At 69.1% G+C, this 15,933-nt stretch carries 13 protein-coding genes; 7 read left to right on the top strand and 6 right to left on the bottom strand.

All coding sequences use genetic code 11. From position 1 onward, the window contains the following. Nucleotides 1–256: 256 nt before the first annotated feature. The 7 genes from gcvP to U1F38_RS06080 all read left to right on the top strand — a co-directional run bounded on the left by gcvP (nucleotide 257) and on the right by U1F38_RS06080 (nucleotide 9,486). Complete coding sequence (gene gcvP, locus U1F38_RS06110) at nucleotides 257–3,142, top strand: aminomethyl-transferring glycine dehydrogenase (RefSeq protein WP_409986170.1); 2,886 nt, start codon at nucleotides 257–259, stop codon at nucleotides 3,140–3,142. Beyond that, entirely contained in the window at nucleotides 3,139–3,630 is a 492-nt protein-coding gene (locus tag U1F38_RS06105; RefSeq protein ID WP_409986169.1) for an N-acetyltransferase family protein, read from the top strand. Before gcvP ends, U1F38_RS06105 begins: the two co-directional genes overlap by 4 nt. 76 nt (nucleotides 3,631–3,706) lie before the next feature. Beyond that, nucleotides 3,707–4,147: an HIT family protein gene (locus U1F38_RS06100; RefSeq protein ID WP_409986168.1), complete on the top strand. Its 441-nt coding sequence runs from the start codon at nucleotides 3,707–3,709 to the stop codon at nucleotides 4,145–4,147. Continuing rightward, nucleotides 4,144–5,181, top strand: coding sequence for a P1 family peptidase (locus U1F38_RS06095; protein ID WP_409986167.1), 1,038 nt, complete (start codon nucleotides 4,144–4,146; stop codon nucleotides 5,179–5,181). The genes U1F38_RS06100 and U1F38_RS06095 overlap by 4 nt, the downstream gene beginning before the upstream one ends. A gap of 236 nt (nucleotides 5,182–5,417) precedes the next feature. Next, nucleotides 5,418–6,791 carry a TAXI family TRAP transporter solute-binding subunit gene (locus U1F38_RS06090; protein WP_409986166.1) on the top strand — a complete coding sequence of 458 codons (1,374 nt, stop codon included), beginning with the start codon at nucleotides 5,418–5,420 and terminating at the stop codon, nucleotides 6,789–6,791. A 179-nt stretch (nucleotides 6,792–6,970) separates the two neighbouring features. After that, nucleotides 6,971–7,576 (top strand): DNA-3-methyladenine glycosylase I, encoded by a 606-nt coding sequence (locus tag U1F38_RS06085; RefSeq protein ID WP_409986165.1) that lies wholly within the window; start codon nucleotides 6,971–6,973, stop codon nucleotides 7,574–7,576. A gap of 143 nt (nucleotides 7,577–7,719) precedes the next feature. Beyond that, the gene (locus U1F38_RS06080; protein WP_409986164.1) at nucleotides 7,720–9,486 is read left to right on the top strand and encodes a lysophospholipid acyltransferase family protein; all 1,767 of its coding nucleotides are present in this window, start codon (nucleotides 7,720–7,722) and stop codon (nucleotides 9,484–9,486) included. Here U1F38_RS06080 and U1F38_RS06075 read toward each other — a convergent pair. The 6 genes from U1F38_RS06075 to U1F38_RS06050 form a co-directional block, all read right to left on the bottom strand. Further along, a complete protein-coding gene (locus U1F38_RS06075) occupies nucleotides 9,434–10,456 on the bottom strand; it encodes an asparaginase (RefSeq protein WP_409986163.1) in 1,023 nt (340 codons plus the stop codon). The genes U1F38_RS06080 and U1F38_RS06075 overlap by 53 nt on opposite strands. Before the next feature lie 102 nt (nucleotides 10,457–10,558). Then, a complete protein-coding gene (gene pncA / locus U1F38_RS06070; protein ID WP_409986162.1) occupies nucleotides 10,559–11,179 on the bottom strand; it encodes a bifunctional nicotinamidase/pyrazinamidase in 621 nt (206 codons plus the stop codon). A gap of 4 nt (nucleotides 11,180–11,183) precedes the next feature. Further along, entirely contained in the window at nucleotides 11,184–12,257 is a 1,074-nt protein-coding gene (locus U1F38_RS06065; RefSeq protein WP_409986161.1) for a serine hydrolase domain-containing protein, read from the bottom strand. 38 nt (nucleotides 12,258–12,295) lie between these two features. Further along, complete coding sequence (locus tag U1F38_RS06060) at nucleotides 12,296–12,640, bottom strand: DUF167 domain-containing protein (RefSeq protein ID WP_409986160.1); 345 nt, start codon at nucleotides 12,638–12,640, stop codon at nucleotides 12,296–12,298. Nucleotides 12,641–12,683: 43 nt separating this feature from the next. Beyond that, on the bottom strand, nucleotides 12,684–14,744 hold the full coding sequence (locus U1F38_RS06055) for an acetyl-CoA carboxylase biotin carboxylase subunit (RefSeq protein ID WP_409986159.1): 2,061 nt from the start codon (nucleotides 14,742–14,744) through the stop codon (nucleotides 12,684–12,686). Between the two features lie 194 nt (nucleotides 14,745–14,938). After that, on the bottom strand, nucleotides 14,939–15,933 hold a 995-nt coding region (locus tag U1F38_RS06050), incomplete at its 5' end, for an acyl-CoA carboxylase subunit beta (protein WP_409986158.1).

The following is a 15,933-nucleotide window of genomic DNA, read 5'->3' as shown; positions in this document are numbered from 1 at the left end:
CACGCCAAAACACGCCCACTCGTCGTTGCAAATGCTCGCCGTAGCCCGAGCTACGACTGCGCTTTGCGCCTCGATTGGTCGCGTTTTGACGCGCTCCTCGGGCACGTCCAAAAAACTCTCAACCTCTGAGCGTCCCTGAAATGTCCTGCGCGCCGGATCGCCTGCGTGCAGGTTTCAAGTCAAATCGGCCGCTTGCGCCCGCCAGTCAAGCGCTGGCAGCTCCTGTATTTGCAGTATCCGAATCCGTTCCCCCGCCATGAGCCACCCTGCCCTGCACGACCTTGAAAACCCCGGCGAGTTCATTGCCCGCCACATCGGCCTGACGCCGCAGGACGAGCGGCAGATGCTGGCCGTCATCGGCGAGCCCTCGACCGCCAGGCTGATCGACTCGATCATGCCGCGCTCCATCGCGCGCGCCGCGCCCATGGACTTGCCCGCGCCCGTGACCGAGGCCGACGCGCTGGCCGAGCTCAAAGGCATTGCCGGACAAAACAAGCTGCTCAAGAGCTTCATCGGCCAGGGCTACTACGGCACCCACACGCCGGGCGTGATCCTGCGCAACATCCTGGAGAACCCCGCCTGGTACACCGCCTACACGCCGTATCAGGCCGAGATCAGCCAGGGCCGCATGGAGGCGCTGGTCAACTTCCAGACCATGGTGACCGACCTCACCGGCATGGACATCGCCAACGCCTCGATGCTGGACGAGGCCACCGCCGCCGCCGAGGCGATGACGCTGGCGCGGCGCAGCGTCAAGGCCAGGGGCAACACCATCGTGGTGTTTGGCGATGCGCACCCGCAGACCATCGAGGTGATGCAAACGCGCGCCGCGCCGCTGGGCCTCACGGTCAAGCTGGCCAATTCCGCCGCCGAGTGGGACGCCGCCATCGCCCAGGACGACTATTTCGCCGCCCTCATCCAGTACCCCGCCAGCAGCGGCTGGCTGATGGATTGGACGGACGAGGTCAAGAAGATCCAGGCCAAGGGGGCAGCCGCCATCTTTGCCGCCGACCTGCTGGCGCTCACTTTGCTCAAGTCGCCCGGCGAGATGGGCGCCGACATCGTGGTCGGCAGCACGCAGCGCTTTGGCATGCCCATGGGCGCCGGCGGCCCGCACGCCGCCTACATGGCCTGCCGCGACGCCTTCAAGCGCAGCCTGCCCGGGCGCCTGGTGGGCGTGAGCGTGGACGTGCACGGCCAACCCGCGTACCGCCTGGCGCTGCAAACGCGCGAGCAGCACATCCGCCGCGAAAAGGCCACCAGCAACATCTGCACCGCGCAGGTGCTGCCGGCGGTGATTGCCAGCATGTACGCGGTCTATCACGGGCCCGAGGGCTTGAAGCGCATCGCGCTGCGCACGGCGCGCCTCGCGGCCATCTTGAAGGCCGGCCTGGCGCAACTGGGCTTCAGCCACCATCACCACGCGAGCGCCTTCGACACGCTCAGCCTGAAGACCGACGACGCTACCGATACGATAGCTGCCCGCGCCGTGCAGATGGGCGCCAACCTGCGAAAGAGCTGGGACATCTATCTGTGCATCTCGCTCGACGAGACCAGCACGCGGGCGGATGTGGAGCTGCTGTGGCGCATCTTCGCCGGCGAGGGCAAAACGCTGCCCGACTTTGCCGCGCTTGAACGTTCCGCACCCGACCTGATCCCGGCGGACTTGCACCGCACCAGCGGCTACCTCACGCACCCGGTGTTCAACACGCACCACAGCGAGACGGCCATGCTGCGCTACATCCGCCAGCTCTCCGACAAGGACCTGGCGCTGGACCGCAGCATGATCCCGCTGGGCAGCTGCACCATGAAGCTGAACGCCACCAGCGAGATGATCCCCATCACCTGGCCCGAGTTCGCCCACGTGCACCCCTTTGCCCCGGCCAACCAGCGCGCGGGCTACCAGTTGCTGAACGATCAGCTGTGCCAATGGCTGGCCAGCATCACGGGCTACGCGGGTGTCAGCCTGCAGCCCAACGCCGGCAGCCAGGGCGAATACGCCGGCCTGCTGGCCATCAAGGCCTGGCACGCGGCGCAGGGCAACGCGCACCGCAACATCTGCCTGATCCCCGCCAGCGCGCACGGCACCAACCCGGCCAGCGCCATGATGGTGGGCCTGCAGGTGGTGGTCACCAAGTGCGACGACAACGGCAACGTGGACATGCAGGATTTGCAGGCCCAGTGCGAAAAGCACAGTGCCAACCTGGCCTGCGTGATGATCACCTACCCCAGCACGCACGGCGTGTTCGAGACCCAGGTGAAGGAGCTGTGCCAGATCGTGCACCAGCACGGCGGACGCGTGTACGTGGACGGCGCCAACCTCAACGCCCTGGTCGGCCTGGCCGCGCCGGGCCAGTTCGGCGGCGACGTCAGCCATCTGAATTTGCACAAGACCTTCTGCATCCCGCACGGCGGCGGCGGCCCGGGTGTGGGCCCCGTGTGCGTGGTCGAGGACCTGGTGCCCTACCTGCCGAGTCATGCCACCGCCGGCATTGCCGGCAAGACCGGCGCCGTGAGCGCAGCTCCTCTCGGCAACGCCGCCGTGCTGCCCATCTCGTGGATGTACATCCGCATGATGGGCGCCGAGGGTCTGAAGCACGCCACCGAAGCAGCCATCCTCAGCGCCAACTACATCAGCAAGCGCCTGAAGGACCACTACCCCACGCTGTACGCCAGCGCCAACGGCCACGTCGCGCACGAGTGCATCCTGGATTTGCGCGACCTCAAGGAAACCAGCGGCGTGATGGCCGAGGACGTGGCCAAGCGCCTGGCCGACTACGGCTTTCACGCGCCCACCTTGTCCTTCCCCGTCGCCAACACGCTGATGGTCGAGCCCACCGAGAGCGAGCACCTGGCCGAGCTGGACCGCTTCATCGACGCCATGATCGCCATTCGCGAGGAAGTGCGCCGCGTCGAGAAGGGCGAATGGCCGCAGGACGACAACCCGCTGAAGAACGCCCCGCACACCGCCGCCAGCCTGCTGAAAAGCGACTGGCCCCACCCCTACCCGCGCGAGGTTGGCGGCGCGCTGGCGCAGCATGGCGGCGCCGTCAAGTACTGGCCGCCCGTGGGCCGGGTGGACAACGTGTATGGCGACCGCAACCTGTTTTGCTCGTGCCTGCCCATCGAGGAGTTGGCTTGAGCGTCAACGCCTTGCAGGTCCGCCGCGCCGACTACACCGGCGCCACCGACCGCGCAGCGCTGGTCGATCTGCTGAACGCCTATGCCATCGACCCCATGGGCGGCGGCCAGCCACTGGCTCTTGATGTGCGCGCCAGCCTGTGCGACCGCCTGGCCCAGGTACCGCACGCCATCAGCTTCATCGCCTGGCTGAGCGACGAGGCGGTGGGCCTCATCAATTGCTTCGAGGGCTTTTCCACCTTCAAGGCGCGGCCGCTGCTGAACGTGCACGACCTCGTCGTCTTGCCCGCGCACCGCGCGCGCGGCGTCGGCCAGGCCCTGCTGGCCGCGGCGGCAAAGCACGCGCAGGAGCGCGGTTGCTGCAAGCTGACGCTGGAGGTGCTTTCGGGCAACGCCCGCGCGCTGCGCAGCTACGAGCGCTTCGGCTTTGCGCCCTACGTGCTCGACCCGAGCGAGGGCCAGGCGCTGCTGATGCAGAAGTGGTTGTGACGCGGGGCCGGCAAGCACCGGTTGTTTTTGGGTTTAATGGGCATGTCTTTCATCCCATTCCAGGAGCGTTGCCGCCATGCCCGGATTCGTCGACACCTCGCCCGCGGGCGAGTGCATTTTCTGCAAGCTCGTGCAGGGCCAAATCCCCGCCGCCAAGGTCTGCGAGGACGCTCTGACCCTGGCCTTCATGGATCTGGGCCAGGTCAACCCCGGCCACGTGCTGGTGGCCAGCAAGCGCCATGCGGCCACGCTGCTTGATCTCACGCCCGAAGAAGCCGGCGCGGTGATGCAGACCGCGCGCCGCGTGGCGCTGGCCGCGCAGGCCGCGTTCGCGCCCGCGGGGCTCAACCTGTTTCAGGCCAACGGCGCCGTGGCGGGCCAGACGGTAGGGCACTTTCACATCCACGTGCTGCCGCGCCACGCGGGCGACGGCGTGGGCCTGGCCTGGCCGCGCAAGGACCCCGGCCCGGCGGCGTTGAATGACTACGCCCAACAGCTCCGCGCCGCCTTGAAATGAACGCGCCCCAGCATCCGCCGATCGAACGCGCCGACGCCATCACCGACGTGCGCGGCATCCGGGTCGGCCAGCACACCGACGCGCGCCGCCCCACCGGCTGCAGCGTGGTGCTGGCGCAAGGGCCGGATGGCGGCGGCGCCGTGGCGGGCGTGGACGTGCGCGGCGCCGCGCCCGGGACGCGCGAAACGGATTTGCTCGATCCCGCCAACCTGGTGCAGCAGGTGCAGGCGGTGCTGCTGTCGGGCGGCAGCGCCTGGGGGCTGGACGCCGCCAGCGGCGTGATGCGCTGGCTGGAGGAGCACGGCCTGGGCCTGCCGGTTGGCAGCGCGCCGGGCCAGCTCGTGCCCATCGTGCCGGCCGCCGTGCTGTTCGACCTGCACGTGGGCGATGCGCGCATTCGGCCCGGCTTTGATGCCGGCTACGCGGCCTGCCAGGCCGCCCGCAGCGCCCCGCCCGCGCAGGGCAACGTGGGCGCCGGCGCGGGGGCCGTGGTGGGCAAGCTGTTTGGCATGGCATCGGCCATGAAGGGCGGCATCGGCAGCGCCAGCGTGCGCGTGGGCGAGGTAACGGTGGGCGCGCTGATCGCCGTCAACGCGCTGGGCGACGTGGTCGATCCGGACAGCGGCGCGCCCATCGCCGGCGCACGCACGCCCGATGGCCAGGCGCTGCGCCACAGCGTGCGCGCGATGCTGGCGGGCGAGGCACCCAGCGCCATCCTGGCCGGTAGCAACACCACCATCGGCGTGATCGCCACCGACGCGCCTTTGAGCAAAGCCCGCGCCCAGCGCTTGGCCGGCGCCGGCCACGACGGCCTGGCGCGCGCCATCCGCCCGGTGCACACCATGAGCGACGGCGACACGCTGTTTGCCCTGTCCACCGGCCATGCGCCGGCGATCGACTTCAACGTGCTGTGCGCCATGGCGAGCGAGGCGGTGGCGCGCGCCTGCGTGAACGCGGTGCGGGCGGCGCAAGGCTTGCAGGTGGATGGACTATGGCTGCCATCTGGTACCGATTTGGAAGCTGCTCGCGCTTGATACACAAGCGCCCCATGGCCAAACGCCGTGATCATGGCCACGCCGTTGCCCCTCACCCCTCCCTCTCCCCAAAGGGGCGAGGGCGATCGGTCACGCAGGTTTTACCCTCCTCTCCCTCTGACCCAGTTTTTGCTCCCTCTCCCTCTGGGAGAGGGTTGGGGTGAGGGCCGCCAGCGCCCACTGAGGCCCGCTGCCGCCTGAACCCCGCCCGGCACTCTCAACGCCCAAGCCGTCCCATGCGCCGCCTCACCCTCATCCTGCTATCGATCCGCGACCTGCTGGTCAGCGCGGGCCCGCTGCTGCTGCTGGCCGCGGGCCTGCTGGTGGCCGCCTACTGGTGGCTGCAGCCGCAGCCGCCCAAGACCGTCCGCCTGGCCACCGGGCCGGCGGGCAGCGCCTATGCCGGCTTTGGACAGCGCTACGTGCAGGCGCTGGCGCGCGAGGGCATCACCGTGCAACTGATCCCCACCGAAGGCTCGGTCGCCAACCTGAAGCTGCTGCAGGACGGTGGCGCTGACGTGGCCTTCGTGCGCGGCGGCAGCGGTGCGGCGCCGGTCATCGCCAGCGCCTCGGCTGCCGCCAGCGAGCCTGCCGTGGCGACCGACTCCAACGAATCGCTGCAGTCGCTGGGCGCGCTGTTCTACGAACCGCTGTGGATCTTCGTGCGCCAAAAGCCCGGCGCACCCACCGCGCACGCGCCCGGCACGCTGGCCCAGCTCAAGGGGCTGCGCGTCAGCGTCGACCAGGCGGGCAGCGGCGTGCCCGCGCTGATGCAGCGCCTGCTCAAGGCCAGCGGCGTGGCGGCGGACGAGGTGCATCTCAGCGAGCAGGACGCGCGCAGCGCCGCCCAGGCCCTGCTGGCCGGCCGGCTCGATGCCGTGGTGCTGACCAGCGCGCCGCAGTCCCCCGTGGTGCGCGAGCTGCTGCACGCGCCGGGCGTCCGACCGCTGGAGCTCTCGCAGGCCGACGCCTACACGCGCCGCTTTCCGTTTTTTCGCACCGTCACGCTGCCGCGCGGCGTGGCCGACCTGGCCGCCGACGTGCCGCCGCACGACGTCACCCTGCTGGCGGCCACCACCTCGCTGCTGACACGCGAGCAGACCCACCCCGCCCTGCGCCAGTTGTTTGCGCAGGCCGCGCAAACCATCCACGGCCGCGCGGGCTGGCTCAACGGCGCGCGCGAGTTTCCCAACACCCGCACCAGCGAGCTGCCCGTCAGCCCCGAGGGCGACCGCGCCATCAACGGCACGCCGGCGTTCTGGCAAAACTACCTGCCGTTCTGGGCAAGCAACCTGGTGCAGCGCATGTGGCTGGTGATCGGCGGGCTGATCGTGCTGCTGCTGCCGCTGTCGCGCGTGGTGCCGCCGCTGTACACCTACCGCGTGCGCCAGCGCGTGTTTCGCTGGTACGCGCGGCTGCGCCAGATCGAGACGCGCGCGCAGGACCCCCGCGTGGCGCGCGAGCAGTTGCTTGACGAGCTGGACGAACTGGACCGCGTGGCCCACCACATTGCCGTGCCGCTGGCGCACGCCGACGAGCTGTACGCGCTGCGCGACCACATCGCCACCGTGCGTCAGCGCATCCTGATGCAGCGCACGGAGGGTGCATAGAGGCCGCAGCAATACCGGACGCAGAGGACGCGAAGAAATCGCAAAGAACACAAAAAATACCCAATTGAATTTCCTGGCAAAAATCAGAATGGTTTTTGAACCTTTTGCGTCTTCTGCGTGATCTTTGCGTCCTCTGCGTCCGGCTGTTCAACCCCATCACAACCCGTACTGGAGCCCCCATGCAAACCGCCCCCGGCCCCGACGGCCATCCGCGCTGCGCCTGGTGCCTGGCCACGCCGCAGTACCTGGCCTATCACGATCATGAGTGGGGCTTTCCCGTCACCGACGACCGGCGCCTGTTCGAGAAGCTGTGCCTGGAAGGCTTTCAGGCCGGCCTGAGCTGGCGCACGATCTTGGAAAAGCGCGAGAACTTCCGCCGCGCCTTTGCTGGCTTCGACATCGACGCGCTGGCCGGCTGGGGCGCGCCCGAGGTCGATCGCCTGCTGCACGACGCCGGCATCGTGCGCCACCGCGGCAAGATTGAAAGCGTGCTGAACAACGCCCGCCGCGCGCAGGCGCTGGTGCGCGAACACGGCTCGCTGGCCGCGTGGATCTGGCGCCACGAGCCCGGCGCACACGAGCAGGCGGCGCACCAGAGCGTGACCACCTCGCCAACCTCGGTCCAGCTGTCGAAAGCGCTGAAAAAACGCGGCTTCAGCTTTGTCGGCCCCACCACCGTGCACGCCTTCCTGCAGGCCATGGGCCTGATCAACGACCACGCGCCCGGCTGCGTGGTGCGCGCCCGCGCCGAGGCCGCGCGCGCCGCGCTCGCACGACCCGGCTGAGGGCGCGCCGCCAGTCGAGCGGTCCCCACAAACGCCCTCCCCCGGATTTGTCATGAACTTGTCGCCGTCCTGTCATGCGACGGCCGCACCATGGGCGCCATGCCAAGGCCGCCATCCGGCCGCGACTTCCGGGAGCCAGCGCCATGATCTCCGTGGACCAGATCGTCGATCTGCACCTGCCGCAACTGCAGCGCCACCCGTGGCTGAGCAAGGGCGTGCGCGGCCTGCTGCGCCGCCTGCTGCACGAGCAGAGCTTTCGCAGCTTTGCCCAGGCCTACCCGCACCTGGAGGGCTTTCCGTTCGTCGAGCAGGTGCTGGAGCATTTCGCCTTCAGCTACGCCGTGCGCGACAACGAGCGCGAGCGCATTCCGGCGCGCGGGCGCGTGGTCATCGTCGCCAACCACCCCATCGGATCGCTCGACGGCCTGGCCTTGCTCAACCTGGTCGGCGGCATCCGCGGCGACGTGAAGATCGTGGCCAACGGCCTGCTGGCGGCGCTGGAGCCGCTCAAGCGCCTGCTGCTGCCGGTGACGGTGCTGGGCGGGCGCAGCGGCGCCGGGCAGCTCAAGGCCATCCTGGAGCATTTGCGCGGCGAGGGGGCGGTCATCATCTTTCCGTCGGGCGAGGTGTCGCGCCTGCAGCCCGGCGGCGTGCGCGACGGGCGCTGGCACAGCGGCTTTCTGCGGCTGGCGGCGCAAACGCAGTCGCCCATCGTGCCGGTGCACATCGACGGGCGCAATTCGGCGCTGTTCTACGGCGCGTCGCTGTGCTACAAGCCGCTGGCCACGCTGCTGCTGGTGCAGGAGATGTTCGGCCAGCACCGCAAGAGCATCGCGCTGCGCATCGGCCACCCCATCCCGCACGGCAGCCACGCCGCCATGCCCTTGCCGGATGCCGCCAAGGCCAAGCTGTTCTGCAAGCACCTGTACCGCGTGGCGCAGGACCGGCCCGGCCTGCTGCACACCGAGACCGCCGTGGCCCACCCGGTGGACCGCAGCGCGCTGGCGCAGGCCGTGGCGGCGTGCGAGGAGCTGGGGCAGACGCCCGACGGCAAGCGCATCCACCTGTTTCGCGGCGGGCTGGATTCGCCCGTGCTGCGCGAGGTGGGGCGCCTGCGCGAGCTGGCCTTTCGCGCCGTGGGCGAAGGCAGCGGCCAGCGGCGCGACCTGGACCGCTACGACCTGCACTACGACCACCTGATCCTGTGGGAGCCGCGCGAGCTGGAGATCGTCGGCGCCTACCGCATGGTGCGCACCGCGCCGGTGCTGCGGCAGATGGGCGCCGACGGCCTGTACACGCACAGCCTGTTTCGCTTTGGCGCGGGCATGACGGCGTGCCTGGAGCAGGGGCTGGAGCTGGGCCGCTCCTTCGTGCAGCCGCGCTACTGGGGGCGCCGCTCGCTGGACTATCTGTGGTTCGGCATCGGCGCCTATGTGCGCCGCTACCCCGAGTGCCGCTACCTGTTCGGCCCGGTCTCGCTGTCGCGCGACATGCCCCAGGCCGCGCGCGAGCTGCTGGTGCACCACTACCGCAGCCACTACGGCCAGGCGGGCATGGCCGAAGCGCGCAACCCCTACGTCCAGGGCAGCGAACTGGACGCCACCGCGCACGCCAGCGGCGACAGCGCAGCGGACTTCATTCGCCTGAAGCTGCTGCTGGCCAACATGGGTTGCAGCGTGCCCACGCTGTACAAGCAGTACGCCGAGGTGGCCGAGCCCGGCGGCGTGCGCTTTCTGGACTTTGGCGTGGACCCGGATTTCGGCCACTGCGTGGACGGCCTGGTGCTGGTGGACGTGCAGCGCATCAAGGCGCACAAGCGCGAGCGCTACATCGGGCCGGCCGGCGCGGCGCCGTCGGTCAGCAGCGCAGAAACACCGCCTGCACCGCTGCCGGATCGCTGCTGCGCGTGAGCGCCAGCGCCGCCAGCAGGCGCGCGCGCGGCGGGTTCTGGTCATCGGCGGCCACCCAGCCGTGCGCGTCGTCGTCGATGCTGGCATTGCGCACCACCGGCCCCGCCCCCGTGCGCGAGCAGCGCACCAGCAGCACCCCGCGCGCGCGCAGGCCGGCCAGCGGCGCCTTCAAATAGTCGGGCACCGTGCCGCCGCCAAAGCCGGCATGCACGATGGCGCGCGCGCCCAAAGCGGCCCAGCTGTCGTAGATCTCGGCGCGCATGTTGCCGTGGCTGGCCACCAGGCCCACCAGCGGCAGCGCGTCGAGGCGCGCGATGTCGAACTCGCTGCGCGGCCCGTGCGCTCGCTCCACCCGCCGATACCAGCGCGGCGCGCCCTCCACCACCAGGCCCAGCGCGCCGTGCGGCGACGCAAACGCGTCCATGCGCAGGCTGTGCACCTTGGCCACGTCGCGCCCGCTGTAGATTTCCTCGTTCATCACCACCAGCACGCCGCGCCCGGCGCTGCCCGGGTGCGCGGCCACGGCCACGGCGTGCAGCAGGTTGGCCGGGCCGTCGGCCGCCAGCGCGGTGCCGGGGCGCATGGCGCCGGTCAGCACGATGGGCTTGTCGGTGGGCACCGTCAGGTGCAGAAAGTAGGCCGACTCCTCCATGGTGTCGGTGCCGTGGGTGATGACCACCGCGTCCACGTCATCGCGCGCGCACAGCGCGGCCACCCGGCGCGCCAGAAGCAGCAGATGCCCGTCGGTGAAGTCGGCCGAGTCGATCTGGAAAATCTGCTCGGCCCGCAGCTGCGCCAGCGCGTTCAGCCCCGGCACGCCGGCAATCAGGTCCTGCACGCCGACCACGGCCGATTGGTAGGCGGCCGAGCCCGCACCCGCAGCAGCTCCCGCCGTGCCCGATCCCGCGATGGTGCCGCCGGTGCCCAGCAGCACGACGCGGGGTTTTGATGCCTTGTCTTGTGGGTTCATGCCCCGCATTGTGGCGCAGACCGGGCACGCGGCAGGTTCAAGGCGATACTATTGAAATAGTAGCTGTTCGCGCCTGTCCACCAAGCGCCACAGGCCAATTTGTCATGAGAATTGACTGGACAGGGCGCGCCGCACGCCCGCGCCCGCCATGTCGGCCCAGGCGCGCGCCAGCGAGCCGTTCAGGTCGATGGCGCGGCAGGCGTCCTCGACCACGGTGACCTCGAAGCCGGCCGCGCGCGCGTCCAGCGCGCTCCAGGCCACGCAGTAGTCGGTGGCCAGTCCGCACAGAGTCAGCTGCGTGATGCCCCGCGCGTGCAGCCAGGCGGCCAGCCCGGTCGTCGTGCGGCGGTCGGCCTCCGTGAACGCCGAGTAGCTGTCCACATCGCGGCGAAAGCCCTTGCGGACGATGAGTTGCGCGTGATCGACCTGCAGCCCGTCGTGCAACGCCGCGTCACGCGTTCCCTGCACGCAGTGCACGGGCCACAGCACCTGCTCGCCATACGGCAGCGCGATGGTCTCGAAGGGCTGGCGCCCCGGATGGTTGGCGGCAAACGAGACGTGATCCCGCGGGTGCCAGTCCTGCGTCAGCACCACGTTGGCAAAGTGCGGGGCAATGCGGTTGATGACGGGCACGATGGCGTCGCCGCCGGCCACCGGCAGGCCGCCGCCGGGCATGAAGCCGTATTGCGCGTCAACGATGAGCAGGGCCGTGGCGTCGTTCATGGCGCTATTGTCCCGCGCGCTGCAGGCGCCGCACGGCCGGCACGATGTCGCGGCGGATCAGCGTGGCGCCCTGCCCGCGCGCGGCGCTCTCGGGCGTGCGGCGCGACGTGAGCGCGACCACCAGATCCAGCGCGGGATCGACGTGAATCCACTGCCCGCCGTAGCCGCTGGCCATGACGCTGCCCGCGCCCAGCCACCACAGGTAGCCGTAGGCCGTGGACAGCGGCGGGCCACCGCTGCTGTGCCGCCGCGCCAAATCCTGCACGTAGGCGCGCGGCACCAGGGAGCGGCCCTGCCACTGGCCCTCGTGCAACACCAACTCGCCCAGCCGCGCCATGGCCGGCGTTGTCAGCGACAGGCCGATGGCGCCCAGCGCATGGCCTTGCGCGCCGCGGCGCCAGGCAAGGCGCCCGATGCCAAGGGGCTGGAACAGGCGCCGGCGCGCATAGTTGGCCAGCGGTTCGCCCACCGCTTGGGCCAGCCCCAACGCCAGCAGGTTGGCCGCGCCGTTGTCGTAGGCAAAGCGCGTGCCGGGCTCGGCCACGAAGGGGCGGCGCACCAGCCAGCGCAGGTCATCGTCGCGGCCTGGCCGCGCGATCTCGTCGGGCGGCCAGCCGGCGGTCATCGTCAGCAGGTGGGCAAAGCGCAAGCGCTGCACGCGTGCGTCGGCCCCCAGCCGCAGCATGGCGGGCAGGCGCAGCGCCACCAGCTCGTCGGGGCCGCGCACCAGGCCGTCGGCCATGGCCTGGCCGAACAGCAGGGCCAGCACGCTCTTGGTGACGGACTGCACGTCGTGCAGCGTGTCGGCGGTGGTGCCGCTTCGGAACCAATCGAACGCCGGCTGGCCCCGGTGCTGCACGACCACGCTTTGCACGTCGGTCAGTTGGGCGTCGATGCGCGCCGCCAAGCCAGCAAAGACGCGCCGGTGACGCGCGGCGAGCACCACGTCAGCAGCGGGCGGGGCGACAGCCGCGGCGGCGCGTTGGGACCAGGCCGGCGAAGCCGCGGTCAGACCACCGGTCAAACCACCGAGCGCGGCGGCGCCCAGATCGCGGCGACGCAGGCTTGACGGGAACATGGGATGCGAATCCGCCGTTTCAGAGCCTTTTTTGGCCCTCAGCCTTGGAAGGGTTTGCGCGAGCAGCTTTCGTTCTCATAGCGGCCAGCGGGGTTCGTCGCCATCCACGCCGCCACCTGAGCTTGTGCCGCAACAAGTTCAGCCGTCGAATCGAAAGCGATGGCCAGCACCTTCTGCCGAGCCGCGGCGCCGTGCAGCAGTTGGACCCGCGCCTTGGGCAGGCGAAAGGCCTCGGCCGCCCACGCGATCAGCGCCGCGTTGGCCTTGCCATCGAGCGGCGGCGCGGCCAGGCGCACGCGCAGGGCTTCACCGTGCGTGCCCGCGGCCTCGGTGCGCTTGGCGCCGGGCGTGGCGTGGATGGAGAGCTTGAGTACGTGGGTCAACACAGCAACGGTGCAAACGTCGCGCCCGTCCAGGGCTGCTGCCCTATTCAAACTCCACGATCGCCTGGTCCACCGCCAGGCTGTCGCCCTGCTCGGCCTTGACCGCCTTGACCACGCCATCGGCGCTGGCGAACAGCACGTTTTCCATCTTCATGGCCTCGATCACGGCCACGCGCTCGCCGGCCTTGACCTCCTGGCCAGGCTTGACGGCCACCTGCACCAGCAGGCCGGGCATGGGCGAGAGCACGTACTTGCTCATGTCGGGCGGCGCCTTGTAGGGCATCAGGCGGTGCAGCTCGGCCGTGCGCGGCTGCATCACCAAGGCGTCGAGCTGGGTGCCGTTGTGGATCACGCGGATGGCCAGTGGGTTGCGCGCGCGGCCGCGCTCCATCTGCGCGGTAAAGGCGTGGCCGTTGCACTGGCCTTCGATGCGCGCGTCGCCCAAGTCGTGCTTCAGATGCAGGTCGTAAACCCGATCGCCACCCGGCGCATGCACGGTGACGCGCGTGGCGGGGCCGATGGCGCCCTCTTCCAGCGTGACGTTGACGTAGTGGTTGTCACCCGCATGGCCCAGCGTGCAGACCGTGAAGTCGCGCCGCGGCGATCGCTGCTTGCCTTCCCAGAACTGCCCTTGCAGCGAGCGCGCGCGGTTGCGATAGAACTTGTGCAGGCAAGCCGCCAGCGCCACCAGAAAGCTGGGGTCGGCGTGCGGCACGTCGGCGGCCGAAAAACCGTGTGCGTAATGCTCGGCGATGAAGCCGGTGTTGAAGTCGCCGGCCTGGAACCTGGGGTGCGCCAGCAGCGCGGCCTGGAACGGGATGTTGCTTTGCACGCCGCGAATGACGAAGCCGTTGAGCGCCTCGCGCATGCGGGCAATCGCATCGCCCCGGTCCTTGCCGTGCACGATCAGCTTGGCGATCATCGAGTCGTAGTACATCGGGATCTCGCCGCCGTCGACCACGCCCGTGTCCACGCGCACGCCCAGCGCCGTGGTGGCCTGGCCCTGCTGCAGGTCCTGCGCCGGCGGCTCGAAGCGCACCAGCCGGCCGGTGGACGGCAAAAAGCCCCGAAACGGGTCTTCGGCATTGATGCGGCACTCCATGGCCCAGCCTTCGCGCTTCACGTCCTTCTGCGAGAAGGCCAGCTTCTCGCCCGCCGCCACGCGGATCATCTGCTCGACCAGGTCCAGCCCCGTGATCAGCTCCGTCACCGGGTGCTCCACCTGCAGGCGGGTGTTCATCTCCAGAAAATAAAAGTCCTGGTCCTTGCCGACCACGAACTCCACCGTGCCCGCGCTCTGGTAGCCCACGGCCCGAGCCAGCTGCACGGCCTGCTCGCCCATGGCCTTGCGCGTCGCCTCGCTGATGAAGGGCGAAGGCGCTTCTTCAATCACCTTCTGGTGGCGGCGCTGGATCGAGCATTCGCGCTCGTTCAGATAAACCACGTTGCCAAAGCTGTCGCCCAGCACCTGGATCTCGATGTGGCGCGGCTGCTCGACGAACTTCTCGATGAACACGCGGTCGTCGCCGAAGGCACTCAAGGCTTCGTGCTTGCAGGAGGCAAAACCCTCGTGCGCCTCCTGGTCGTTGTAGGCCACGCGCAGGCCCTTGCCACCGCCGCCCGCGCTGGCCTTGATCATCACCGGGTAGCCGATGCCCCGGGCGATCTCCACCGCGTGCTCGGGGCTGTCGATGGCGGAGTTGTAGCCCGGGATGGTGCTGACCCTGGCCTCGCCCGCCAGCTTCTTGGACGCGATCTTGTCGCCCATGGCGGCAATGGCCGCGTGCTTGGGGCCGATGAAGGCGATGCCCTGCTCCTCCACCTTGCGGGCGAACTCGGCGTTCTCAGACAAGAAGCCATAGCCCGGGTGCACGGCCTGCGCGCCGGTCTGTTTGCATGCCTCGATGATCTTGTCGGCCAGCAGATACGACTCGCGCGAAGGCGGCGGGCCCAGGCGCACCGCCTCGTCGGCCAGTGCTACGTGCCGCGCGTTCTTGTCCGCGTCCGAATACACCGCCACGGTGGCGATGCCCATGCGGCGGGCGGTGGTGATGACGCGGCAGGCGATTTCGCCGCGGTTCGCGACCAGGATTTTGGTGAACATTTTTGGCTTCCTTATGCGATGGGGTCGCGTGCAATAGCCCGCTGCGTGGGCTGCGGCAGGCGATTTGACGAAACGCCCGCTGCACGGCCGTTTGCGCCGCAGTTGGCTATGAGGATTTGGGTGAACATGGTTCAGTAGTTTTGAGTGTTTTAAGGCTCTGTCGCTTATCCATAAAGCGTCAAAAGCTATCAAAATTAGAGTGGAATATTCCCGTGCTTGCGCCACGGGTTGTCCAGCTTTTTGTCCTTCAGCATCGCCAGGCTGCGGCAGATGCGCTTGCGCGTTTCGTGCGGGGAAATCACGTCGTCGATGTAGCCGCGGCTGCCGGCCACGAAGGGGTTGGCAAAGCGGGCCTTGTATTCGGCCTCGCGGGCGGCGAGTTTTTCGGGGTCCTTCTTTTCCTCGCGGAAGATGATCTCCACCGCCCCCTTGGCGCCCATCACGGCGATCTCTGCATTCGGCCAGGCCAGGTTGACGTCGCCGCGCAGGTGCTTGGAGCTCATCACGTCGTAGGCGCCGCCATAGGCCTTGCGGGTGATGACGGTGATCTTGGGCACGGTGCACTCGGCATAGGCAAACAGCAGCTTGGCGCCGTGCTTGATGATGCCGCCGTACTCCTGGCTGGTGCCGGGCATGAAGCCGGGCACATCGACAAAGGTGATGACGGGGATGTTGAAGGCGTCGCAAAAGCGCACGAAGCGGGCGGCCTTGATGCTGCTCTTGATGTCCAGGCAGCCGGCCAGTACCAGCGGCTGGTTGGCGACGATGCCGACCACATTGCCGTCCATGCGCGCAAAGCCGATGACGATGTTGGCGGCGTAGTCGGGTTGCAGCTCGAAGAACTCGCCGTCGTCCACCGTCTTGACGATGGCTTCCTTGATGTCGTAGGGCAGGTTGGGGTTCTCGGGCACCAGGCTGTCCAGGCTGGCATCCATGCGATCGACCGGGTCCTGCGTGGGCCGGTGTGGCGCCTTCTCGCGGTTGCTGGCGGGGATGTAATTGAACAGGCGCCGCAGCATCAAGAGCGCCTCGACGTCGTTCTCGAAGGCGAGATCCGCAACGCCGCTTCGGGTGGTGTGCGTGAGCGCGCCGCCCAGCTCCTCGGCCGTCACGCTCTCGTGCGTGACGGTCTTGACCACCTCGGGGCCGGTGACGAACATGTAGCTCGTGTCCTTGACCATGAAGATGA

Source organism: Ottowia sp., from assembly GCF_046348305.1.
GTDB lineage: Bacteria > Pseudomonadota > Gammaproteobacteria > Burkholderiales > Burkholderiaceae_C > Ottowia.
This window is presented reverse-complemented; position numbering and strand designations above follow the sequence as displayed.

Bases quoted from the DNA above. Each gene is read 5' to 3' on its own strand.
- gcvP (WP_409986170.1), top strand. From the start codon at position 257: ATGAGCCACCCTGCCCTGCACGACCTTGAAAACCCCGGCGAGTTCATT.
- U1F38_RS06100 (WP_409986168.1), top strand. From the start codon at position 3,707: ATGCCCGGATTCGTCGACACCTCGCCCGCGGGCGAGTGCATTTTCTGC.
- U1F38_RS06095 (WP_409986167.1), top strand. From the start codon at position 4,144: ATGAACGCGCCCCAGCATCCGCCGATCGAACGCGCCGACGCCATCACC.
- U1F38_RS06090 (WP_409986166.1), top strand. From the start codon at position 5,418: ATGCGCCGCCTCACCCTCATCCTGCTATCGATCCGCGACCTGCTGGTC.
- U1F38_RS06085 (WP_409986165.1), top strand. From the start codon at position 6,971: ATGCAAACCGCCCCCGGCCCCGACGGCCATCCGCGCTGCGCCTGGTGC.
- U1F38_RS06080 (WP_409986164.1), top strand. From the start codon at position 7,720: ATGATCTCCGTGGACCAGATCGTCGATCTGCACCTGCCGCAACTGCAG.
- U1F38_RS06075 (WP_409986163.1), bottom strand. From the start codon at position 10,456: ATGAACCCACAAGACAAGGCATCAAAACCCCGCGTCGTGCTGCTGGGC.
- pncA (WP_409986162.1), bottom strand. From the start codon at position 11,179: ATGAACGACGCCACGGCCCTGCTCATCGTTGACGCGCAATACGGCTTC.
- U1F38_RS06065 (WP_409986161.1), bottom strand. From the start codon at position 12,257: ATGTTCCCGTCAAGCCTGCGTCGCCGCGATCTGGGCGCCGCCGCGCTC.
- U1F38_RS06055 (WP_409986159.1), bottom strand. From the start codon at position 14,744: ATGTTCACCAAAATCCTGGTCGCGAACCGCGGCGAAATCGCCTGCCGC.